This is a genomic window from Luteibacter sp., assembly GCF_036500425.1.
GTDB lineage: Bacteria > Pseudomonadota > Gammaproteobacteria > Xanthomonadales > Rhodanobacteraceae > Luteibacter.
This window is the reverse complement of sequence record NZ_DASYCB010000056.1, coordinates 63,691-83,861: the sequence shown is the minus strand read 5'-3', so window position 1 is coordinate 83,861 and position 20,171 is coordinate 63,691. Positions and strand designations below refer to the sequence as shown.

The 20,171-nt window shown below is 59.2% G+C and carries 22 protein-coding genes and 1 pseudogene; 15 read left to right on the top strand and 8 right to left on the bottom strand.

The window, feature by feature from the left end; all coding sequences use genetic code 11:
* Window positions 1–328 precede the first annotated feature (328 nt).
* The 5 genes and pseudogenes from VGN46_RS14230 to VGN46_RS14210 all read left to right on the top strand — a co-directional run bounded on the left by VGN46_RS14230 (window position 329) and on the right by VGN46_RS14210 (window position 3,165).
* The gene (locus VGN46_RS14230) at window positions 329–901 is read left to right on the top strand and encodes a hypothetical protein (RefSeq protein ID WP_331644375.1); all 573 of its coding nucleotides are present in this window, start codon (window positions 329–331) and stop codon (window positions 899–901) included.
* Between the two features lie 670 nt (window positions 902–1,571).
* Window positions 1,572–1,730 (top strand): annotated as a pseudogene (locus tag VGN46_RS14225) (hypothetical protein); the annotation flags it as partial.
* A gap of 161 nt (window positions 1,731–1,891) precedes the next feature.
* Window positions 1,892–2,152, top strand: coding sequence for a hypothetical protein (locus VGN46_RS14220; RefSeq protein WP_331644439.1), 261 nt, complete (start codon window positions 1,892–1,894; stop codon window positions 2,150–2,152).
* Between the two features lie 19 nt (window positions 2,153–2,171).
* Window positions 2,172–2,591, top strand: coding sequence for a hypothetical protein (locus tag VGN46_RS14215; protein WP_331644374.1), 420 nt, complete (start codon window positions 2,172–2,174; stop codon window positions 2,589–2,591).
* Window positions 2,575–3,165, top strand: coding sequence for a hypothetical protein (locus VGN46_RS14210; protein WP_331644373.1), 591 nt, complete (start codon window positions 2,575–2,577; stop codon window positions 3,163–3,165). The genes VGN46_RS14215 and VGN46_RS14210 overlap by 17 nt, the downstream gene beginning before the upstream one ends.
* Window positions 3,166–3,316: 151 nt before the next feature.
* Here the strand turns inward: VGN46_RS14210 and VGN46_RS14205 are convergent, their stop codons facing one another.
* Entirely contained in the window at window positions 3,317–4,468 is a 1,152-nt protein-coding gene (locus tag VGN46_RS14205) for a DUF4236 domain-containing protein (protein WP_331644372.1), read from the bottom strand.
* 374 nt (window positions 4,469–4,842) lie between these two features.
* Between VGN46_RS14205 and VGN46_RS14200 the strand changes: the two genes are divergently transcribed.
* Window positions 4,843–5,406, top strand: coding sequence for a hypothetical protein (locus VGN46_RS14200; protein ID WP_331644371.1), 564 nt, complete (start codon window positions 4,843–4,845; stop codon window positions 5,404–5,406).
* Between the two features lie 52 nt (window positions 5,407–5,458).
* Here the strand turns inward: VGN46_RS14200 and VGN46_RS14195 are convergent, their stop codons facing one another.
* The 3 genes from VGN46_RS14195 to VGN46_RS14185 form a co-directional block, all read right to left on the bottom strand.
* Entirely contained in the window at window positions 5,459–6,106 is a 648-nt protein-coding gene (locus VGN46_RS14195) for a hypothetical protein (RefSeq protein ID WP_331644370.1), read from the bottom strand.
* A gap of 25 nt (window positions 6,107–6,131) precedes the next feature.
* Window positions 6,132–7,037, bottom strand: coding sequence for an XVIPCD domain-containing protein (locus VGN46_RS14190; RefSeq protein ID WP_331644369.1), 906 nt, complete (start codon window positions 7,035–7,037; stop codon window positions 6,132–6,134).
* 112 nt (window positions 7,038–7,149) lie between these two features.
* Window positions 7,150–7,647: a hypothetical protein gene (locus VGN46_RS14185; protein WP_331644368.1), complete on the bottom strand. Its 498-nt coding sequence runs from the start codon at window positions 7,645–7,647 to the stop codon at window positions 7,150–7,152.
* Between the two features lie 249 nt (window positions 7,648–7,896).
* On the opposite strand from VGN46_RS14185, the gene VGN46_RS14180 reads away from it, so the two are divergent.
* Complete coding sequence (locus VGN46_RS14180) at window positions 7,897–8,244, top strand: zinc ribbon domain-containing protein YjdM (protein WP_331644367.1); 348 nt, start codon at window positions 7,897–7,899, stop codon at window positions 8,242–8,244.
* Window positions 8,245–8,999: 755 nt separating this feature from the next.
* The gene (locus VGN46_RS14175; RefSeq protein WP_331644366.1) at window positions 9,000–9,260 is read left to right on the top strand and encodes a hypothetical protein; all 261 of its coding nucleotides are present in this window, start codon (window positions 9,000–9,002) and stop codon (window positions 9,258–9,260) included.
* 537 nt (window positions 9,261–9,797) lie between these two features.
* Here VGN46_RS14175 and VGN46_RS14170 read toward each other — a convergent pair.
* Together VGN46_RS14170 and VGN46_RS14165 are read right to left on the bottom strand one after the other, a co-directional pair.
* The gene (locus VGN46_RS14170; RefSeq protein WP_331644365.1) at window positions 9,798–10,319 is read right to left on the bottom strand and encodes a hypothetical protein; all 522 of its coding nucleotides are present in this window, start codon (window positions 10,317–10,319) and stop codon (window positions 9,798–9,800) included.
* The gene (locus VGN46_RS14165) at window positions 10,319–11,524 is read right to left on the bottom strand and encodes an RHS repeat-associated core domain-containing protein (RefSeq protein ID WP_331644364.1); all 1,206 of its coding nucleotides are present in this window, start codon (window positions 11,522–11,524) and stop codon (window positions 10,319–10,321) included. Before VGN46_RS14165 ends, VGN46_RS14170 begins: the two co-directional genes overlap by 1 nt.
* Before the next feature lie 683 nt (window positions 11,525–12,207).
* Between VGN46_RS14165 and VGN46_RS14160 the strand changes: the two genes are divergently transcribed.
* Window positions 12,208–13,206 carry an MASE1 domain-containing protein gene (locus tag VGN46_RS14160; protein WP_331644363.1) on the top strand — a complete coding sequence of 333 codons (999 nt, stop codon included), beginning with the start codon at window positions 12,208–12,210 and terminating at the stop codon, window positions 13,204–13,206.
* A 3-nt stretch (window positions 13,207–13,209) separates the two neighbouring features.
* Here the strand turns inward: VGN46_RS14160 and VGN46_RS14155 are convergent, their stop codons facing one another.
* A complete protein-coding gene (locus VGN46_RS14155; RefSeq protein WP_331644362.1) occupies window positions 13,210–13,428 on the bottom strand; it encodes a hypothetical protein in 219 nt (72 codons plus the stop codon).
* Between the two features lie 420 nt (window positions 13,429–13,848).
* Here VGN46_RS14155 and VGN46_RS14150 point away from each other — a divergent pair, with 420 nt between their 5' ends.
* From VGN46_RS14150 to VGN46_RS14135, 4 genes are all read left to right on the top strand, one after another.
* Window positions 13,849–14,196 carry a zinc ribbon domain-containing protein YjdM gene (locus VGN46_RS14150; RefSeq protein ID WP_331644361.1) on the top strand — a complete coding sequence of 116 codons (348 nt, stop codon included), beginning with the start codon at window positions 13,849–13,851 and terminating at the stop codon, window positions 14,194–14,196.
* Between the two features lie 287 nt (window positions 14,197–14,483).
* Window positions 14,484–14,813 carry a hypothetical protein gene (locus VGN46_RS14145; RefSeq protein WP_331644360.1) on the top strand — a complete coding sequence of 110 codons (330 nt, stop codon included), beginning with the start codon at window positions 14,484–14,486 and terminating at the stop codon, window positions 14,811–14,813.
* Window positions 14,814–14,951: 138 nt separating this feature from the next.
* Complete coding sequence (locus tag VGN46_RS14140; protein WP_331644359.1) at window positions 14,952–15,422, top strand: hypothetical protein; 471 nt, start codon at window positions 14,952–14,954, stop codon at window positions 15,420–15,422.
* An 84-nt stretch (window positions 15,423–15,506) separates the two neighbouring features.
* A complete protein-coding gene (locus VGN46_RS14135; protein WP_331644358.1) occupies window positions 15,507–16,232 on the top strand; it encodes a hypothetical protein in 726 nt (241 codons plus the stop codon).
* Here VGN46_RS14135 and VGN46_RS14130 read toward each other — a convergent pair.
* Window positions 16,229–16,903, bottom strand: a complete 675-nt coding sequence (locus VGN46_RS14130) for a hypothetical protein (protein WP_331644357.1) — start codon at window positions 16,901–16,903, stop codon at window positions 16,229–16,231. The two genes, VGN46_RS14135 and VGN46_RS14130, sit on opposite strands and share 4 nt — an antisense overlap.
* A 488-nt stretch (window positions 16,904–17,391) precedes the next feature.
* Between VGN46_RS14130 and VGN46_RS14125 the strand changes: the two genes are divergently transcribed.
* The gene (locus tag VGN46_RS14125) at window positions 17,392–18,246 is read left to right on the top strand and encodes a phytanoyl-CoA dioxygenase family protein (protein ID WP_331644356.1); all 855 of its coding nucleotides are present in this window, start codon (window positions 17,392–17,394) and stop codon (window positions 18,244–18,246) included.
* Window positions 18,243–20,072: a carbamoyltransferase gene (locus tag VGN46_RS14120; protein ID WP_331644355.1), complete on the top strand. Its 1,830-nt coding sequence runs from the start codon at window positions 18,243–18,245 to the stop codon at window positions 20,070–20,072. Before VGN46_RS14125 ends, VGN46_RS14120 begins: the two co-directional genes overlap by 4 nt.
* Window positions 20,073–20,171 lie beyond the last annotated feature (99 nt).

Sequence of the window (20,171 nt, the reverse complement as noted above, 5' to 3'; positions counted from 1 at the left end):
CCTCAACCGTGTAGGAATGCGCCTACAGACCTTGCCCGATGTATCCTGCATTATCTCGTCAGGAAGGGCACGGCGTTGGCCTTTGATCGACGCATGCTGCGTCGAACCGAACGCAAGCCAGGAGTAGGGGCGGATGGAAACTAGGAAAAATCGGTGCATTTCTGTAGACGACGGTCCGTGCACGCGACTCGCTGCACCGGGCAAGAACTATTGCTCCCGCCACCTGCCGCAGGGGCGGGTCAAGCGTGGTCCTTCCATTATGAAGGCCAGTGCAAAGAAGACAGCGGCACGGCGCGCAGTCAAAAAGAATGCTGGATGAACGGCAATCATGTCCAAGACTTCGGAAGAACTGCAATGTGACGCACTCAGCGTCGCCATCAAAGGGCTTGAGAAGTCCTACGACGATATCACCAAGGTGTATCTTGGGCTCGATGCAAAAGCCCAGATGTGCGCGGGCGTTTCAGGCGTGGTCATCCCCGCGACGATCGCCTTGGTCAAGTGGTCGCCTAACGTGGCCAGCGACGCAGTCAGTTGGGTCAAGTTCCTCGGGGGCGCCGCGATCGTGACTTTAATCGCGAGCATCGTTGGGGTCGTGTTGGCCATTCGTGCGATGCGCCTGCGGGAGTATCCGCTCCCGTACGGCGAAGCAGCGCTAACTCAAGAAGTGCGTGATCTGATCGCGCAAGGAACGGCGCTAGTCCAGGCGAAGCACAATAATTTTCTCAATGGGCAGATGGAAAACCTTGCCAACATTGTGAATGAAGCCGATGGGTTGCGATCAAAAAAAGCAGCGTTGGTAGGATGCGCTCAGGTTGCCACTTGGTTTGCCCTAGGTTCGCTCACGCTGACTTACGCTTTGTACTTTCCTTTGCACGCACTGTTTCCTGCGGCGTTCACCTGAGATTGGCAATATCTAGAACTGAGAGCTGAAGCATCTGTGATCTTCAAGTGAGACATTTGCAGAAGCGCACGCGGTGACGCCGCGGGCGGCACCCAGTGTCGAAGAGCGCGGAAGGTCAGGCATTGAAAATTTATGCTTACCGACCTACACCCCAAGGAAGACGTCGTCATAGTGAAGTGCTTGATTTGGGAGGGCCACGCTTCGGCATAGTCGATTCGGGCGAAACGTTAACGCCTTCATTGATGCCAGCCTTGCCAAGGCGTCCGTCACAGCCGTGATGGGGTTGGGCAGGGACCATCGACGCTCCGTCGCAACAAGTATTTCCATCAGACCTGCCGAATATGTGCCTCGATGACCAGCCGTTCCTCACGCTGCGGCCCACGTCATGTGACCCGACAGGTTCAGGCCCACCAGCATCCGACCGCGCCATTCTGGCGCCTCGGCCACATTCGTCGGAGCGCACCAAAGCGTGACGAAGTGTCGTCGGAATCGCGCGGTCAGGACAGGGGTGTCTCGGCGTCTCGTCCGCATCTGGATGCGGCTGTTCGCCTTGTAGTCCTTGTCGGGCGCTCAGAATTGAGTCCATCGGACAGAAGCCTCGGGCCTGACCCGTGCCGACCCCTGACGTCACGTGCGGGGATGCGACCTGTAAAGGATTCGCAGCGGTGCGATGGTCGCTATCATGGTGTTCTCGTTGGCTCAGGAAGTGCCTGAGCTTGGCTTCGCAGGGGATGCCATGAAGTTGGTGCGTGTGACCGTGAGCAATTTCCAGTCGTTCGGCCCCGCGCCGACCACGATTGATCTGGAACCCATGACGTTCCTCATCGGGCCGAACGGAGTCGGTAAGACGGCGGCGCTCACGGCGTTGTGCCGCATGTTCGGGACCGATCCTGGATTACGCCAGGTCGTCCGTTCGGATTTTCACGTTCCCAAAGACAGGCTCCTAAAGAGGGCGAGGTCGCCTCGCTCTGGATCGAGGCAGAGTTTGCGTTGTCGGAAGCCAAGGCAGGCAAGGCCACTGGCGCGATCCCCGTATTTTTCTCGCAGATGCAACTCATCGACGCCGGGGATGTGCCGCGCTTGCGCGTGCGCCTCACGGCGACGCTCGACAGCCTAGGTGAAATCGACCGGCGGCTGGAGTATGTCGTGGCCGCCGATGACGAGGGCGAGTCGGTGCAGACGCACGCCATGCCAAACGCCGACCGCCAAGCCATTCATGTCCACTACTTGTCAGTCGGGCTTGGCCGGTGAGCCGAATTCCTACGCTTATGTGAGCAGCAATCCAGTGTCGCTGTACGATCTTTGGGGTCTTACCCAGGCAGACATCAATTGCATGCTGGCGTTGGCAAAAAAGACGGAAAAGGACCTGAAATTCCCAACGACGGCTCCCGTGGTTGAAGCGATGCCATCGCAACTCGATACGGACGGTCGACCCATCCTTCAAGTGGGCGAATACAATCATTTCAGCGGGACGATGCACCTGTCGACGTACTACCTGAAACCCTTGTCTGGCGTCGAATTGGTAGATCTCTATTACACAATTGTGCACGAGGCGCTGCATAAAACACGTGGCATGTTCAGCGGCTCAGGCAAGGCGCATAAGGCCGTTTACGATGAGGCCAATCGTCGTTCCGAAGCGCAGTCCGAAGCGATTAAGTCCGGGGAGGCCGGTTGTGGCTGCAAAAAATAAGCTCGTGATGTGCGCCCTCTTGCTCACTTCGCCATCGTGTTGGGCGGAGGAGGAAGCGTTTTCGATCGATCATGCAACGGTAGACGTGACTTCGTGCCAGAATTCTCCCGCGAAAGAACGCATGTTTGCATGCCATCGCATTGAGCGGGGCGAGGGGTATGTCGTCGCGACCCGCCGCTACTGGCCTGCCAAGCGTAGCGATGACGATGCATTCGAGAAGGTGACAGTTGTCTTCCATTCCAAGCCGCGTGCGGGCGATAAGCTGGACATTTCTAGCCAAAGTGTTTTCGTGTTTTTCAGTGCTGGGCCCAGTTCGTTTCCTGGGAAGCACGGCTGCTATGGTGCTGCAAAAGATGGCGTCGTTGAAATCGCTAGTGTTTCAGAATCGGCGATGCGCATCCTGGTGTCGACCACGATTGACCTTCAGAGCCCGCTCGGATTTCAAGGTGAATGCGATCAGAAGAAAGCAATGAAACGGGAGATTAGCGGTCGTGCGGTGCGAGTCGATGACTTGAACGCGTGGCGCGGCCGGTGGGACAGCTCGGTAGACATGTGGGATGAGGCTCGCCCTTAGCTGGCAGCGATGAAGAAGCCCACGCGATCGTAGTGGTCATTCAGAGGGAAACAAGAATGAAGCGTTGGGTCGTAAGCGCTGGACCGGGTACATGCGTCATCGTCCGGCGGTACTTGCACTTGTCGTTGCCTGTACCGGGCGCGCGGCGGAATTACGGCGTGTAGTCGAGAAGCGCGGGCGCGGTTGCCTTGACGACCACGGTTTCCCTCGCAAGCACATGGAGCGCCGCGTCGGCGGCCGACGCCGCGGCGCGGTGGGAAACGACGAGGGCTGCCTTGAGTCCGGATGGGCTGAGAAGGCCGAATTCCTCAAACAGGCAAACCGGAAGCTGACGGTTGTTGGCAAAGCGCCTGTCGGGGCCACCGTCCTTTCTTGGGTGCTGCCAGGTGTGGCCCACAACCTCGGCATCCCGTGGCGCGCTTTCGACAATGAAGCGGCCCGGCCGGGTTGCAACTTGCAGTTCCTGGTATGAAACCGACCCGTACCGCGTGCCGTCCCTTACCAGTACGCAGTCCGGCAGGAAATACAGGGTCTTGCTCTGCACGCGGATGGACGGTGGCGTGACGTTCGAGTGCACCCCTGGCGGCATCTCGTAGCGCACGCTCGTTGGCTTCTTACTCACAAGCTGGCTGGCCCCGGCGTTGCGCTTCCAGGCGGTGAGATTGGTGATCGCGCCCGTCGCGTCGACGAACCAGAGCCCCTGCGCGCGCCCAACGGCGTCCATGGATTTGGTGAGGTTTTCGAACGTCGCCTTTGCGGCGTCGCTCAGGTCGTAGGCGAAGACTACGCCTCGTCGCCCCGCGTCAATCCGATGGGCAAATGCGGCAAGGCCGGTGAGGAGGGCCACCGACAGCACCGCTGCTGTCTGGCCGAGATTGGCCATGGCAAAAAGGCTGGCAACGACTCCGAAGACGGCGCTGGGGCCAAAGAGGGGGAGGCGGCGTCGTGCCTCGTTGAGGCTGTCGACCGCGTCCTGGCGTGACCCGCCAGACATGGACTCAATGGTGTCTGATATGACACGTCGCATCACCACGCCATCCTCGGTGACCCAGGCCTCGGGCATGGGCGTATCCCGGGCCGGTTCGGGCATCGCCTGGGGCGTCGTCGTCCGGACGGGTGTTGATTTCCGGAACTGGCCCGTCTGCCGGTAGTAGATCCCGTGGCCGCCCGCATGGATGTAGTGGCCTTTGGGGCCGACCCCAACGCGAAATCCGCGAACGCCGACGGACAGGCCCACGCCGGATTTCGACAGGTTGACCCGGAAGGGGCCGGCTTTGATGGAGTGCCTGAAGTAAAAGGGCATGGCGATGGTCCTTCAGCGCGAGATGGGGCAGGGCATGGTCATTGCAGGAACGGGGGGCGCCCGTCCGGCGGCTGTGCGGTGCGTCCAGGGGTTAACGGCAGGCCAGCGGACTTCTTCACCGTGGATTGTTTCTGGAGCGGCCACGCGGATATTCAATGATCATCGCGCGCAACCGTCGCCGACCTCGTGGTGAAGCGACATCGAGTGCTCGTTGCTTATGCCATCCGCCAGCACATAGGTCACCCCGCCGACGACGCTTAGGTCCAGGCGATGCGGGAACGCCGCGCACTCGCAAAAGGCGGCCGTGTTCCGTCGGTCAGGGCATACTGCCGCACCACTGCGACGAGCTGGCCGTCCGCCAAAACGCCAGGTTCATGAACGCGACATCAGGGGCCCAAAGCGTCTATCGTACTGCTTCGGACAAGACCTTCATGGACTGGGAGAATCGCGTGGTTAGGCTTCAAGACGAACAGCCGCTGGGCCTTTACGAAGACCCTGATGGCTTCTTCCGGTCGGAGTACCAGGTGGGGCGTCGACTGGTTTGGGTGCGGTGCCCCCATCAGAAGGGGTGTCTCGCATGCCTTTCGCAAACGGACGAACTGTTGCCGGAGATCTGGGCGGTCATCCCTGATGCGATCGCCTTGGCGGAAGATCATTCGCGAACCATCTATCCGGGGTTTTGGCTGCCGCACGACGAGTCGACCATCGAAGAAAGCCGCATGGATGTCTGGGGAATCAGAATCACCCCGGTGACTGGGTTGTCCTCATTACATGTCTCGGAGAACCACGACTTCCCGTGGGCTAGGACAGCTTACGCAAAAGACGATGAGTGGCATGAGCGACCACTGCGGCTCCCGCGATTTCCGGACGGGCACTTCGTTGACCTGGACCGTGACGCGTCAGGGGCCCTGTCTGTGATTTCGTCGCGTCAGCGGTAACGGCACTAGAAAAGGCAATCCCGGAAGCCCAAGCGATCAACCCCCGGTCAGGTCACCTGTAGGCAATGCGCAACTGACGATCTAGCGGCATCGTCTCAGAAATCCACTGGGTGCACTGCCGGGGATCGGGTTCCCATGTGCTCCCTTTCTTACGCATGACCGTGATCCCGCCGTTTCCGCACAGTCCGCCGCATACGAAGGAGTAGTTGAAAACCGCCACGTCACGGCGTTCGTTGAAGGCGATCGCCGAGAAGGTGAGCAAGGCCGCTGACATGCCCTCCTTCACGGCCGCCTTGACCGACTTTCCCTGTGCGATCAGGTGCTGCGGGTCGGTAGGGTGCCAGGTCGACGGGTCAACATAGTGGATGGACGGATCCGGCCCGAGCACCGTGCTGAGATCATCAATGCGCTCAGCGGGCTGCTTGATGAGCGCCTCGATCTCGGGGTGGCCCTCGCAACCGCCGTCGGCACCCTCGGGGTGCATCGGCTCGGCGACGCGCGCCACGTTGATGGGTTGGTGGCTCTTGCCCATCCAATCATGCAGGAACGCCTTGTAGACAGCTGCAGCATCCGTTGCAGTGGGCGCGCCCTGTGCAGTAGCGGGCGCCGGCATGCCCGCCGCGGCCGCCATACCTATCGCTACGAAGGCAATGAGCCTTGCGGTCTTCATGTAGTCGTCCCCTTGGTTGGTGGCAAGCACGTGGCCTGGAATCATGCCGTAGCAGTCAGGCCATCCGCATCGACGGAGCTGTCTGCTGGCTCTGCTGTGCGTCGTTCTGCGTTTGCGTTTGGGCCAATGCCTGTTGCTGGCTGGCAGCCAGGTCGGATCGCGCAGCGTGCTGGGCCCACGCCTGGCTGCTCTGGGCTAATGGCGTACTGAGCGCGTCAGTGGTTTGCATCTGTGCGATCTGCCGGTCAAGCCCATGCGTGCTTTGCAGGTTTCCCTGGACAGCAAAGGTCTTGCTGCCGTCGTCACTTAGGATAACGTGGTCCACCCGGTCCAGGCCCTGGGCCTTGGCGTTCGCGGCAATCGCACCGGCAAAGTCCCTGTCCCGCTCCGACGCGGCCACGCCATGTTTGGCGTTCAGCGCCTCGACGCCGCTGTACGCCTGACGGTACATGCCGTTGCCCGGATGGAGCGGGTCGTCCATGCCGCGGTTCTCCTCGCTCAGCATCCACTGAAGCGGACCCCGGTTCTTCGGCATGGGATTGCTGTGCTGCGAATTGAGGTCGCTTCCCGGCACGGGATCCTTGATGCTTTTGAGCCCATCCACGTTGTGGGAGGGCCGCAGGGCATCCGGACCGTCCTTCTCGACCGGCTGTTTGTCCTTGCCGACCTCGGTACGCTTGATGTTCGCGTGGTTCAGTGCCGACCAGGTGAAGTCGACGCAGTTATTCCGGGCATCCTTGTAGTAGGTGTCAAAGCCGTTTTCCTTCGGATGATTACCGTAGTTGTTCAGCTTGTCGTATTGGTCCTTCGAGATCTCCATGGTTCTCGAATACAGCGGGTCCTTGTAGTTGACGACGTCGTCTCGCACGACATGGCCTGGACCATCGATGGACCCGTGCTTGACGGGGGCGAAGCCGTAGCTCTGCGGAGGCTCCCCATTCTTTTGCGTGGTGTAGTACATGTGCCCAGGCGTGGATGTGGCGCCTGGTTCCTTCTCTTGTGTAAGGGGCGTTCCGGGCGCGGCGGCGTAAACCGTTACGGTGTACCTATCCTTGTCCATATACGTTCCTCCATTACTCGCCGGTGTTGTAGTAATCGTCTACGCGTATGGTGGTGGCGACGCCCTTGAAAGCGGGCATCGGCTCGATCGTCGATATCTCGGCGATGTAATGCCCATCGCGCCTGGCGTAGAAACCACAGGCCGAGAGGTTCGATACGTCATCGACACCTGCATAAAGATGGAGACGGCACACAGTCGGGTCGGTACGGGGGCGTGCCTTACCCGTATTCCCGGCGATGATCGTTTCGGTGTCTTCGGTCTCAATCGGCACATGGGTGCCGTGGTCGTCGTAGACGATACGGACACGGAGCAGCCGAGCGTGGAGTCGGACGTCATCCACTGCCGGGAAGTCCGCTGCATGGGGCACATCGACCCCGATCATAAGGTGCCGCTTGGCATCCACATTGCCGCCATTGACGTCGAATGGGATGGTGATGCTGTTGCCCGCGGCATCGAGCGCGAAAGGCGCTGATACGGGAAATGTCCCCGGTGCGCTGCGAGATTCAGACATGGCGTAGGCTTCCGCTCCGATGGTTATGGCACAGACGAATAGCAGGCCGATCTTGGCTCTGTTATGCATATCCGGCGACCTCTCTCCTATGGTTATGAAAGGATAGTCGCATATCGCAGGGACCGGTGCAGAAGCGGGCAAGATATAATGAACGCCTTGTCACAACGTCTCGCTCATAGACATGCCTCTACCCGGCACCGTTCATGGCGAGAAAATAATGCACCCGCTTTCTTGTGAAGGGATCTACCCATGAACTCGCCCAGCATTCCAGCCTGTCCTATCTGCGGCATGGAGAACACGTACAGTGATGGAGGCATGTATATCTGCCCCGATTGCGCACACGAATGGCCAGAACAACCTTCCACCATCGAGGAAGGTGTCGCTGTGGTACGCGATGTCCATGGCAATGTGCTCAACAACGGCGACGCTGTCGTGGTTATCAAGGACCTGAAAGTAAAAGGCTCATCCATCCCGCTCAAGCAGGGCACTGTTATCCGCAACATCCGCCTTGTGGAAGGCGATGCTGAGCACATCGAGGGGAGCTCGGAGAAGATCAAGGGCCTCGTGCTCAAGGTGTGCTTTCTCAAGAAAGCCTGAGTGTCTGCGTGCAGCCGGATTCCGCCCCTCCTGAGGACTATGGGGCGGGCGATGCGGTGGTGGGCCTGTGACGGGCGAAGTCGCTGGGAAATTGTGCGAGGGGAATCAGACTATTCTGAAAAATCGGATGAGTTCGTGGGCAAAGAACTGATCATCCCGAGCCGTGCTCGATGTGTCATAGAGACCTTCGGCAACGACATCACGCATCACATCGCAAGTCATCAAGAATTCCCCCACACAACCCCAACCCAATCTGATACGTTGCTCTCGTCGCCCGCGCACCAACGTCGAACCGCCTGCGCAGGCAACCACCGCCTCGGCGGTGAAAGTCGCGAGCCAGAGGTGTTCGAGCACCCCTGACTCGCTAACCACAACCGACTAAACAAGAGTTGATTATGGCTACCCCCGACTATACGGCACTCGCTCGCCCGCCGAATCCCCCCGGCGACACCTCCCCGGTCAACGGACCGCCTGCATAAGCCGCAGGCACGGTTGAAGAACCGCGGCGAGGCCCATCTTTGAGGCATTTCTTGATCGAATGAGGCAGGCGTCAAGCCTGGTGCGCCTCACGGACGGTCATCGCCGCACCCACTTCGTCAATCAAGCCACCCGGCGCCCGGACACGGGCGAGCCGGAGAACCCGCGATCCTATGGTCCGTGGCGCGGCAGGTACGTTGCCTGTCGTGCCACGTTAGAGCGCGGTGTGGCGACAAAAGGAGAGCGAGATGAGGACCCCAAGCGAAAACGTACGACCCGTGGATGATCCGAGCCACGCAGAATATCGGCCATCCACCCACGACTTGCTAAACGACGCAACGATGTGGCTGCAATACGCCCGAGGCGTCACGGCAACACTCGCCGATCTGGTTCATGAGGCGGAAGAACTTGACTGCAAGCAGCTTTCACTATCGCTAGAGGCAATCGCGGCCATGACGCTGCGAGGCCTGCAGAAGATGAGCGATGCAAGAGCAGAGGCTCATTGGGATGCAGTGAGTAGCGTCAAGGACACGGCATAGAAGCATCATCGTATGCTCGCGTGAGTGGGTCGCATGGACGACACGAAATCTGATGGGACGCATATTTCAATCCAAGAGGAACTCGCCCGGGATGCCCGTAACTGTATGGCGAAAGTTCCGGCCCGGATGGGTTGGCAGAGGTGTCTTCTTCGGCATCGCCACGGTGCTTCACCTCGGGCTCGGTATGTCACTCATGCTGATGCATCCACCCGATTCGATGAGGCCTAGGATTGAAGTGCCTGGACGGCTTGAAGTTCGGTTGATCGATATTCCGGATCGATCTAGTGTCACCGTCGTGCAGCCACGGCCGACTTCGATGAAGCCGCTAGGGGAGAGCGCGCGGCGTGGCAGTAGCTCGTGCCCGCGCAAGTCCATGCGAAAGAATACGTTGTGCGCCCGTGACTGGATCGACGTATCCGCCGCGACCATTCATCGGGTCCGGTCCTTTCGGAATTTGATCGCTGCGCGCAGCTATGCATTCTGATGTTCTTGCGCATATGGAGGGTGACTCGGTTCAGAGTCTTACCGCAGCTGAAATCAAGGACGGATAATTTGGCGGCGATACTTGATTTCAAATTTAGACCTCAAGTCGCCAATAGACGGGCCTCTGCATTGTTCATCAGGGCAAGGGCGAATAAGTGAAAGGCCTGTACGGTATGGCCAGTCCAGGGAGTCACCGCTCCAGCGGGGGAGCAGTATCCGCAGGGTACAAGATTGGCTTAGTTTTACACTTAGGGCGTCCTTGGTTCCTCCAGCGTAAGGTCGGTCAAGTTCAAGCCCTGCATACGTCATCTCGCTGGAAAAACCTTCAAGGCATCCATGTTCTGCAAGTACAACTATCGATTGTTGATAAGGGTGCGGATTTGCAGGTGACAACTCGATGACATCCCTTTCCTGAGTTCTATCGACAAACTTTGTCGATACATCCTGCAATACGCACCATTCACCGAACCGTGCTGAGCAGGTGTTGGGAGGTGCGCTCGGTGCTTCAGATAGATCGCTGGCGTTAAGCGGCTGCGATCCCAATAGCAGAAGAAGAAAGTAGATGAGTTTTTTCATCAGCATCCGCCGCTAGCTGCATGTATGCCAGCCGCACAAGAATTGGTGTTTGTATTCGAGTTCACGATCTCTTTCAGCGTTTGATCGTTCGCCTTGTTGTCGCCCAAAACCTTCATGATATTCGGGCCTCCCGGAACATCGGCGGAAAGTCTATTACCGCTTACGTCAATGCCACCCTTGTACTGATCTCCTGCGCCTGCGATGTGTCCGAACTCATGCGCTACCGTTGATTCAACGGCTGCATCGGCGCCCGTCGCGCCTACCGTCATGTTGTTCCCACCGATCTTGTCTGTTTCCGATCTTCCGCTCTTTGTGACGCCGTTTGTATCTTTGACGACGTTAACGTTAGCAATTCCTTTCTGACCCGACAAACTTGGGGTGTATTCCAGGTGCGTTGTAACCCGAACAATGGATCCATTGATATCGACGAGGCCAGAAAGACTGCTTTCTGTTTGTAGCCGTATCGCTGTTCGGTCGAACGGAAGGCGTCCGCCTGACATAGAGTATCGGATGGTTGCGGTAACGTTCGTTGGCGAAGCCCAGTAAAGCGACGCTTCACGGCCATCAGGGTCGATGAAAAGATACGGATTGTCATTCGCGTAGGTATATCGAGCGATGTTGTGGAGCTTTACTGTATCGACAGGTGCTGGATCGACGGACACAAAGCGGCCGACCGTGGGGTCGTAATACCGCTGTTGCATATATATGAAATCGGATTCGGTGTCCTCGACATGACCGGTAAAACCGGGGTCGTCGGTCTTAGGCGCCATGGCCTCTTCGCCGAAAGGACGATGATCGAACTGGTCGATGATGTTCCCGCTTTCGTCAGCCGTTGCGAGTACGGTGCCCTGCTGATCACTGTAGTAATAGGTGACTTTTTTAGTTTGGGCCACCGAAGTTGCTGAAAAAATCAGACCGGTCAAAAAAATGAGGCATATTGAATAGTTATTCATCCTACTTCCCCCTGTGTCATTCCCTTGGCGACCTCCTGATGCTTGCAGGTTCAGGTTGCACTCGTCAAATAGATTTGCATGCCGCCCAGCACGGTTGACGCGAGCAGCACCTGCGTCCCACGCATTGGCCACGAGTTCGGTAAGTGCGGTCTCGTAATCATGCCCGAAGTTCCCAAGAGTTCGCAGGACGAAATCTTCCTCGAACCACGCCCCGCTCGCGTCTGCAGCAACCTTCGCCTTTTCCTTTGCCATCGCCCCTCCTTGGTAGGACTGCCCAGGGTGTGGTACCCATACCAGGCCGCCCCAACTTCAAAGGAAACACTCATCGCGATGAAAGCAAGTAGAACGACTCTACGGGGCAGGCCTTTCATTGCTCTGTTGGGAATAGCATTCGTCTATGCCGGACCCGCCTCAGCATTAGATCTCTCCCGGGAGCGATGCGATGTTTTCATGGGGTCTGTGTGCGCGGTGCTTCCTGAAGGGATGTCGGTTACATACGATGCGCCGGCGGACTTTCGGCGCTACACCTTCCGTGAGAATGATGTCGTTGTTCTTTCAGTGTACGCTGGGCGTGCCCCAAGGCCAGTGGAAGGGACACGGACGATAAATATCGACGAGAAAGCGTTTCGGATTGAAGGCGTCCGGGCTGAACAGTCCGGCAAAGCACGGTTCGATGTCCTGTTCATCCCCAAGGCTCGTTCGGCGGCAACCATTCACGCGTTTGCGGAATTCGATGAGACACAACGTGGCAAGGTTTCCGCCGTGCTCGCGGGATTCCGTCCATGCCTCCAGCCGTCGTTACTGGAGCTGTCCTGTCCCGCCGAAAGCAATGCCGGGGAGGCGCTTGCCAAATGGCTTGGTCAGCCGCCTCAGTCATAACAGCGTGCGACTTCAGGCAAGAACCGCAACGCATTTTCGGCACTCGCTCACACTTTGTGCTGTCGATCAGCCCTTATCGCAACATTTTACCGAGCACTTCTGCCACCCTCGGCAGCTACACAACGGACGCTAAAGGGGTTGGCGTGAGCGTTAGCAAGGAGCACTGGAAAGCCTGGGGTCAACATGTTGCCGTGGCGGCTGCTTATGCCGCCTTCTACCGGATTGCCTACGAGCTGAGCGTGGCCCACTGGGAACTCACGGTCGGTTTCCGTTTGTGCTGCCTGTTGCTGGTGCCGATGCGGCTCTGGCCCGCCTTGGCGCTCGGCGAATTCCTCCCGGTGTTGGAAAACGCCCTGGCCTGTTTCGACGATTTTGGTCCCGCCTGGCTGCTGGCCGCCTCCGTGCCGCAGATCGTCGTGTGCATGGCCGGCATGAAGCCCCTGCGGCAATGGGGGGCGTTGCGCGACCCCGACGGTCGCATCCGCATGAGCTACGTCATCACCGCCGCGCTGTGCTGCGCGCTGCTCAGCGCCCTGCGCGACACAGCCTCACTGTGGATCGCGCTGATGGCGCTATCGAAGGACGGCTCGCCAGGACCCTTGTTGTCGATCGGCTTCAGCGCGTATCTGCTAGGCGGTTACCTCGGCAGCCTCACCCTCGTGCCGACGATGCTCGCCCTCCAGGACCGGTGGCGGGCAACGCCGTTGGTGTCGGCCGTCTTGCGCAATCCTTTGTTGCGGGACATGTGCATAGGGGTCGTGCCGGTGCTGGTTGCGCTGACCTGGCTGGCCAACACGGCCGAAGCACCCGGTGCCCAACAGTTCGCGCGGCTGGCGATGATCCTGCCGATGGTGGTCATGGCCTGGCGCCATGGCTGGCACGGCACGGCGATCGCCGGGACGGGCGCCAGCATCGCCCTGGCGCTAACCAGCCACATCGTGCGCGACCCGGCGGTCATCTACTGCCAGATCGCCCTGGCGTTGGTCATCTCCGCGGGGCTGATGGTGGGCGGCAAGCGTTCGCCTGCCACCCACCCGGTCCTTCAGGAGCAGTAAGCCTCAGGGGCTTCCCTTGTTGCAGTTGATCGGATCGACCTTGCATTCCACGATCATCAGCCGGGCGGTGCCGTCCGGCTGCGGAGCGACAAACGCGTGGACGTTGGTGGTGTTCGGCAAGGACTCACCTAGGCCAGTGGCAGGCGGTGCGGCGGCGAGGGCGGGGCCGGCAAGCAGCCCGGCGAGTAGGGCGACAAACGGTAGGGTGCGACGGACGTGCATAAGACCTCCATGGTCGGGTTGGTGTCCGTTAGCGTAGCGCGTGCCCATGGCGGTCCGCATACGAAAATCTGGCAGATGCCCTCTAACTGATGGGGGCTTGACCCAGCGTTGCGATAGGCCGTAGCGTGCGCCCGGCCTGCCGCCCCGGCTCAAGAGCCTCAGGTGCTGCTCTATGTCTCTAAGGGCGGGTCAGAGTCCGAGACGAGCCTTCGCGAACGCATTGGTCACAACCCGTCCATTGAGGTCGCTCAGGCGTTCATGAACACGGTATTCCTCGAACAGTTCATCACCGACTTCGCTCCAAGGCAGTGCTGCGGTAACTGGCGTCGGGCCCACTCGCTCCGCCTTCGCGTTTCCAGCACTGGGACGACAAAGGCAGCGTAAAATGCTGCGCTCGTTCTACAGAGAAGAGATCTACCCATGAACTCGCCCGGCATTCCAGCCTGTCCCATTTGCCGCATGGAAAACACGTACAGTGACGGAGGCATGTATATCTGTCCCGATTGCGCACACGAATGGCCAGAGCAATCTTCCACCATCGAGGAGGGCGCCGCCCCAGTACGCGACGTTCATGGCAATGTGCTCAACAACGGCGACACTGTCGTGGTGATCAAGGACCTGAAGGTAAAAGGCTCATCCATTCCACTCAAACAAGGCACGGTCATCCGCAATATCCGCTTGGTAGAAGGCGATGCGGAGCACATCGAAGGGAGCTCGGAGAAGATCAAGGGCCTCGTGCTTAAGGTGTGCTTTCTCAAGAAAGCCTGAGTGCACATGAGTTGCGAAGCTCCACGCCATGGTAAGCCATGCCGTGGAGCCATCGCACTGGAGCCCCGTGGGCCGACGGATCGAATGGCAGGCAGATCACCGGTCGGCGATGCGAAACTGACGACCTAGCGGCATCTTCTCGGAGATCCACTGGGTGCACTGCCCTGGCTGATCGAGATGTGGTGGGGGCCGCATGGGTGAGTCATAACTTACTGTTTTAAAGCATGTATATTGACGAATCGTGGGTAAGGGAGAATGGTGGCTATGGTAGATAGGAGGGCCGCCTGATGAAGCTCCAGCAGCGCCATGCAGGGCACAAGGTCCGGGTCATTGCGCCACCTCCCGGCGTTATAGGCCAACTTGGAGGCAAGACCTCTGACTATCGGGCTGAGATAGAGGCAAAAGTCGTTGCCCTTGCCAGGAAACACCATGTGTCGTACGCGAAATCCGCACTCGACAAGTGGGCGGGTCATGTGACCCGTCTGGTGGAGGAGGAATTAGACGTGGACGATCCGGTGAAAGAAGCGCTGCGCGCTTTGCAAAGAGCGGGAAAGATCTCGCGAAAGCACATGTTCAAGATGATGATGGAATACGTGACCGGAAGGCCCAGTGCTTGACCCCTTATAAATGTCAAAACACGTGGCTATCTTCGTAATGTTGCGTACGGCGCCTCCTATTAGCGTTTATGCAAAGGTCCATCTGCTCGAGATCTGGATTGCTCATCGAATGGGCAATCAACAGCAGGGATAAACGGTATGCAGTCCGCCAAAGCTGGATTTGACAGAGCAATCGACTGGCTGAACGTGGCGGCCCACGTGTTGGCGGCAGCGACAGTCGTGAGGCGTTCCGGAACAAACGCACTCGTAAAATTCGACGGCCAGCGGGACAACGATAAGGTCTATACCGTTTTCGTCGGTCGGGGTGAAGACGACGAATCACGCTTCCGTGAGGATTCGGATGACCTCGAGGAGCTCGTGACAAGAGCATTTCCGCTCAGCACCGAGCAATCCTTGGACGACGCTGTGCCCCTGTCAGGCATGCTCCAGAGGTTGCATGCCTTGGCAAGCGAGGGATTCGTCGTATGCATCTATATGGCTTGGCTCGCGGATGCGGTGGCGTACTCTGTTGACATCATGGGCGAACTTGGTGTTTTCAATCCGATTCACGTAGAAGGGCAGGCATTGCTCGAGATCATGCAGCAGAGCGTTCAGCAATTCGATCAGTAATCGGCAATGTCCTGCCGTATGGCGGACCCTCCACCTCAATCAACGGGCGCGACAATGGCACAGAGATGGACGACCTTCCTCCTTATGACCGTGGTGCTTTGGTTGGTAGCCCATTCCGTCGCGTTCTTTGCTCACGAATTCGCCCACACATTTACTGCTCTCGCCTTGGGGTGGAAGAGCAATCCATTCGATCTTGACTGGGGGCATCCCTCGCTGATGAACCTCGTGCTCCACGTCGACGTCGATGAGAACGTGAACTACCAGCCCATCTTTGCGAGCGGCCACGCGATCGCCGCAGGAGTGATTGCGCTCGCCGGGTCTGCACTTGGGAACATGGCAGTTAGCCTCGGCCTTGGAATTTGCCTCTTTGCCCTCGCGCGTCGGCGTGACCTCTCGGTGCTTGCCTGCTTTGCCTACTGGCTCGTTGTTATGAGCGTCGGCAACCTGATCTCCTACGTGCCGTTGCGCGTGTTTACCTCACACGCGGACATGCATACGGTGCAACCCGGGTTTGGCTGGACGCCGCAGCAGGTCCTGCTGTTCGTTGGCATTCCCTACCTGGTAGCAGTCCTGTGGTTCTTTCTCCGGTTCCAGCCGAGGGCGCTGGCGTGGTTGTTTCCCAGGAGCCTTGCCCGCCGCTACGCGATGGTCCTCTTTACGTCCGCCACGGTCTTCGGCTTCTTCTGTCTTGGCGGCACGTCGGGGTATGGCGTGACGTCCCATCAGTTGTCGGTGGCGTTTATGCTCGTCCTCGCGCCGCTGTCCCTTGTCCTTGGCGCGCTGCTGACCCGAGCGCGCCAGCTCTTTTAATCTGCCGGGGGCAGAGCATCGAGCCGCGCCTGATAGTCCCGGATAAGTCCGGGGTCCGCGTCATGGCGGTGCTGGTCGATGAAGGTGGTCAAGGCGCTCCGATATTCCGCGATGAAGTCCTTGTTCCCAGGACTGACGGCAAATTGTGTGCTGGCTTTCTCGACGGGCTCGCGATCTTCGGCAATCAGCATTCTCTTGCCATAGCTCGACAGGTCGCGCATGACCACGAAGTTGCGCGGAAAACCCGGAATGTACTTCACCACGAAGGCCTCGCCCTGCGGCGGAATGTTAATGGCGTTGGTAATGGGGTAGATGCTGGCAGACATGGTGTCAAACTGCACTACCACGTCGCTGCCATCCGCGGTCTGCAAGACACCATCGTAATCCCAGATATTCTGGTCGTTGAGTGTCGAGCTGGTTTCATCGGAATGCGTAATAACTGCCGTTCCCTGGACGCCGAACGCTTCGAGGAACATCGCATTGAAGATATGCGCAACGAAGAGATTGACCTGGCCATAAATGAAAAAGGCCAGGATCAGCAGAAACCATCGCTTCTTACGCGTCCGTTTGACAAGCAATAAGGACAGCGCGACGCCCAATAGCAGGAACAGGGGCCATGACCAGAACGGATGCTGGGTGATGAAATAGAGGATCGCGGAGAGGGAACTCATGATCAATCTGGTCCTTTAGAAGCCATGGTGGCCCGGACGGATCATAGGGCATGACGACTTGGGTCACGCCGGGTCGCGCGGCCCTCAAACCGATGTAGGGACCGAGGTGAAGTCTTGCCGGAAATGCATACGCTTTTAAGGAAGGGTTTCTGCGACATCAGCGCCTGCGTAATCGTTTCCTTGCGAGCCTCGGATCGAATACGGACCCACGTTTCAGGACGGGCGAAACCACTAACTCTCGGACCATCAAAGAGATGTGGCCATGCCGATGACCAGGTACTCCGTCGCCCGTAACTTATTACGCGATACAGCGCACTCGGACCATACGCGGTCTTGTAGGTGATGGACTACATACACATCGCGGACTGATTCCTAGAATCGCCGCGCAGTCAGCGCCAAAACATGGAAACAAAAGGAACGGTGTTCCCGTTTGGGGGGGATGCCATCGAGCGAACGAATGGTTCGCATCAGGTGCAAGGGAGAACGGAGTGTATTTGTCTGCGTACCAGTTGCAGCGGTTTCGCTGCGACGGATTTATCGTGCTGCCCGGTGTTTTCTCGCCGGATGAGGTCTCGACGCTCAGGGCGGAGACCGAGCGTCTTATCGAGGAGCCGAGTCCTGGCCTCGTTCTTGAGGCCGATGGCGTTGCCGCCCGTAGCCTCAATGGTCCGCATCTCATCAGCCCGCTCATGGCGGGCCTGATGCGCTCCACGAAGCTCCTGCCCGTTGCCGAGCAGATCCTCCACGAGCCGGTCTATCTGCACCAATACAAGATCAACATGAAGCGGGCGTTTGTCGGCGACCAGTGGGAGTGGCACTCGGACTTCTGGTTCTGGCAGGCGGAAGACGGCATGCGGGCACCGCATGCGATCACTGCCGCCATCTTTCTTGACGACGTCAACGATTTCAACGGACCCACGCTCTTCGTTCCGGGCAGCCACGAATCCGTGCTTCGTGACGAGCATCACCGTACCCTCGAGCAGGCCACGGCGCCCGGGGAGGAGTGGCGGACGACCACGGCCAGGGACCTCAAGTACAGTCTCGAACGCTCGCACCTGTCCCGCGAGATCGACGCCAATGGCATGGTGGCTGCGAAGGGGCAAGCCGGAAGCGTACTCGTATTCCATTGCAACGTGCTCCACGCATCGAGCGCGAATGCATCGCCATGGGACCGCCGCACCATCTTTATTTCCTACAACCGGGTGTCGAACGCGCTCTCCGATGTGGCATCGCCGCGCCCGGAGTTTCTCGCAAGCCGCCGGTTTGATGCGCTTCGCAGCGAGGACGGCCAGTGGCCCACCGACGTGACGGCCGCGCCGGCGGACGTGGAGGTTGCCGCATGAGCAGCTACCTTCTCGGCATTTCCTGCTTCTACCACGATTCGGCCGCTGTCCTGTTGCAAGACGGTGTCGTCGTCGCCGCCGTCCAGGAGGAGCGCTTTACCCGTATCAAGCACGACAGCGCGTTTCCCGAACATGCCATCCGTTTCTGTCTTGAACACGCAGGCATCGGCCTTGGCGACGTCGAGAAGGTGCTCTACTACGAAGACCCTCGCCTGAAGTTCTCGCGAATCGTGGGCACCTTCGCTGCATTCGCGCCACGTGGCGGCCTGGAGTTCTGCCGGACGGCCGGTGCTTGGCTGACCCGAAAACTGCACGTACGCACTAACCTCCAGGGGCTCTTCAAGGCGGCATTCGGGCGGATGGCCCGGCACGTCGAGTACGTCGAACACCATGAATCCCATGCGGCATCGGCGTTCTATGCCGGTCCCTTCGAGCACGCGGCCGTGCTTTGCGTCGATGGCGTGGGTGAGTGGGCGACAACGACGGGCTGGGTCGGGCATGGGAACACACTTGAGAAACTCTGGGAAATTCGCTTTCCGCATTCCCTCGGGCTGCTCTACAGTGCCGTGACCTGGTTTTGCGGCTTCAAGGTCGATTCGGGCGAGTACAAGCTCATGGGTCTTGCACCGTATGGCATCCCGCGCTATGCCGAGCAGATCCGCCAGCATCTTATCGACATCAAGGACGACGGCAGCTTCCAGCTGGACATGGCCTACTTCGACTATGCGGTCGGGGAGACGATGACGACGCCGAAGTTCGATGCGCTCTTCGGTGGCCCCCGCCGCGAGCCCGAGGGGCTTCTGACGGCGCGGGAGTTCGACCTGGCTGCCTCCATCCAGGTCGTCCTCGAAGAGGTCATGCTCAAGATGACGGCAAGTCTCCAGCGGACGACTGGCGCGCGCAACCTGTGCATGGCCGGCGGCGTGGCACTCAACTGTGTGGCCAACGGGAAGATCGCGGAGCACCGCATCTTCGACCACCTATGGGTGCAGCCAGCGGCGGGTGACGCCGGCGGAGCGCTTGGTGCAGCCCTGACCGAGTGGTTCACCCGCAGGGGCAATCCGCGCAAGGTTAACGGCCGGGACGCGATGAGCGGAAGTCTGCTGGGCACCGAATACAACGCCGATGACATCCGCGGCCGCCTTGAGGCCGTCGGCGCCACCTACCGTGAGTGCAGTGAAACGATCCTCTACGACGAGGTCGCGTCGTACCTCGCCGACGGCAACGTTGTCGGCTGGTTCAAGGGGCGTATGGAGTTCGGTCCGCGCTCACTCGGTTCGCGCTCGATTCTGGGCGACGCGCGGAACGTCGCCATGCAGACGACGATGAACCTCAAGATCAAGAATCGCGAGTCGTTCCGACCCTTTGCGCCAGCGGTTCTTGAGGAGCACTCGCGAGAATGGTTCGACCATGAGGCGGAGAGCCCGTACATGCTCTTTGTCCACCCCGTGACGTCCACGCGGCGCCGGACCTTGCCGGATCTTGGGGAAACGGGCCTCGACAAGCTCCGCCAGATCCGCTCTGACGTGCCTGCGGTCACCCATGTCGACTACTCCGCGCGCCTGCAGACCATTGGTGAGGATGCCAACCCTGCGTTCCGTGAGCTGGTTCGCGCTTTCCACCGCCAGACGGGCTGTCCTGTCGTGGTCAATACATCTTTCAATGTACGTGGCGAGCCCATTGTGCAGAGTCCGGAGGATGCGTACCGCTGCTTCATGCGTACGGAGATGGATTACCTCATTGTTGGCAACTTCATCATCGAGAAAAAGGTCCAGCCGGACTGGGAAGACGCCTGCGACTGGCGCACTGAATTTGCCCTGGACTGAGCCCTGAAAGGAATGAACCTCATGCGAAACGGATTATCGGCCAGCCTGGTTGCTGCGCTTGTCTTGCCCTTGTACCTCCTCGTCATACTGCCCGTGGGG

Excerpts from the sequence above, each read along its gene's own strand:
- VGN46_RS14150 (WP_331644361.1), top strand. The coding sequence starts at position 13,849 with ATGAACTCGCCCGGCATTCCAGCCTGTCCCATTTGCCGCATGGAAAAC.
- VGN46_RS14190 (WP_331644369.1), bottom strand. The coding sequence starts at position 7,037 with ATGTACTACACCACGCAAAAGAATGGGGAGCCTCCGCAGAGCTACGGC.
- VGN46_RS14180 (WP_331644367.1), top strand. The coding sequence starts at position 7,897 with ATGAACTCGCCCAGCATTCCAGCCTGTCCTATCTGCGGCATGGAGAAC.
- VGN46_RS14200 (WP_331644371.1), top strand. The coding sequence starts at position 4,843 with ATGAACGCGACATCAGGGGCCCAAAGCGTCTATCGTACTGCTTCGGAC.
- VGN46_RS14165 (WP_331644364.1), bottom strand. The coding sequence starts at position 11,524 with ATGGCAAAGGAAAAGGCGAAGGTTGCTGCAGACGCGAGCGGGGCGTGG.
- VGN46_RS14205 (WP_331644372.1), bottom strand. The coding sequence starts at position 4,468 with ATGCCCTTTTACTTCAGGCACTCCATCAAAGCCGGCCCCTTCCGGGTC.
- VGN46_RS14120 (WP_331644355.1), top strand. The coding sequence starts at position 18,243 with ATGAGCAGCTACCTTCTCGGCATTTCCTGCTTCTACCACGATTCGGCC.
- VGN46_RS14140 (WP_331644359.1), top strand. The coding sequence starts at position 14,952 with ATGCAGTCCGCCAAAGCTGGATTTGACAGAGCAATCGACTGGCTGAAC.
- VGN46_RS14155 (WP_331644362.1), bottom strand. The coding sequence starts at position 13,428 with ATGCACGTCCGTCGCACCCTACCGTTTGTCGCCCTACTCGCCGGGCTG.
- VGN46_RS14135 (WP_331644358.1), top strand. The coding sequence starts at position 15,507 with ATGACCGTGGTGCTTTGGTTGGTAGCCCATTCCGTCGCGTTCTTTGCT.
- VGN46_RS14230 (WP_331644375.1), top strand. The coding sequence starts at position 329 with ATGTCCAAGACTTCGGAAGAACTGCAATGTGACGCACTCAGCGTCGCC.
- VGN46_RS14170 (WP_331644365.1), bottom strand. The coding sequence starts at position 10,319 with ATGAAAAAACTCATCTACTTTCTTCTTCTGCTATTGGGATCGCAGCCG.
- VGN46_RS14185 (WP_331644368.1), bottom strand. The coding sequence starts at position 7,647 with ATGTCTGAATCTCGCAGCGCACCGGGGACATTTCCCGTATCAGCGCCT.
- VGN46_RS14130 (WP_331644357.1), bottom strand. The coding sequence starts at position 16,903 with ATGAGTTCCCTCTCCGCGATCCTCTATTTCATCACCCAGCATCCGTTC.
- VGN46_RS14145 (WP_331644360.1), top strand. The coding sequence starts at position 14,484 with ATGAAGCTCCAGCAGCGCCATGCAGGGCACAAGGTCCGGGTCATTGCG.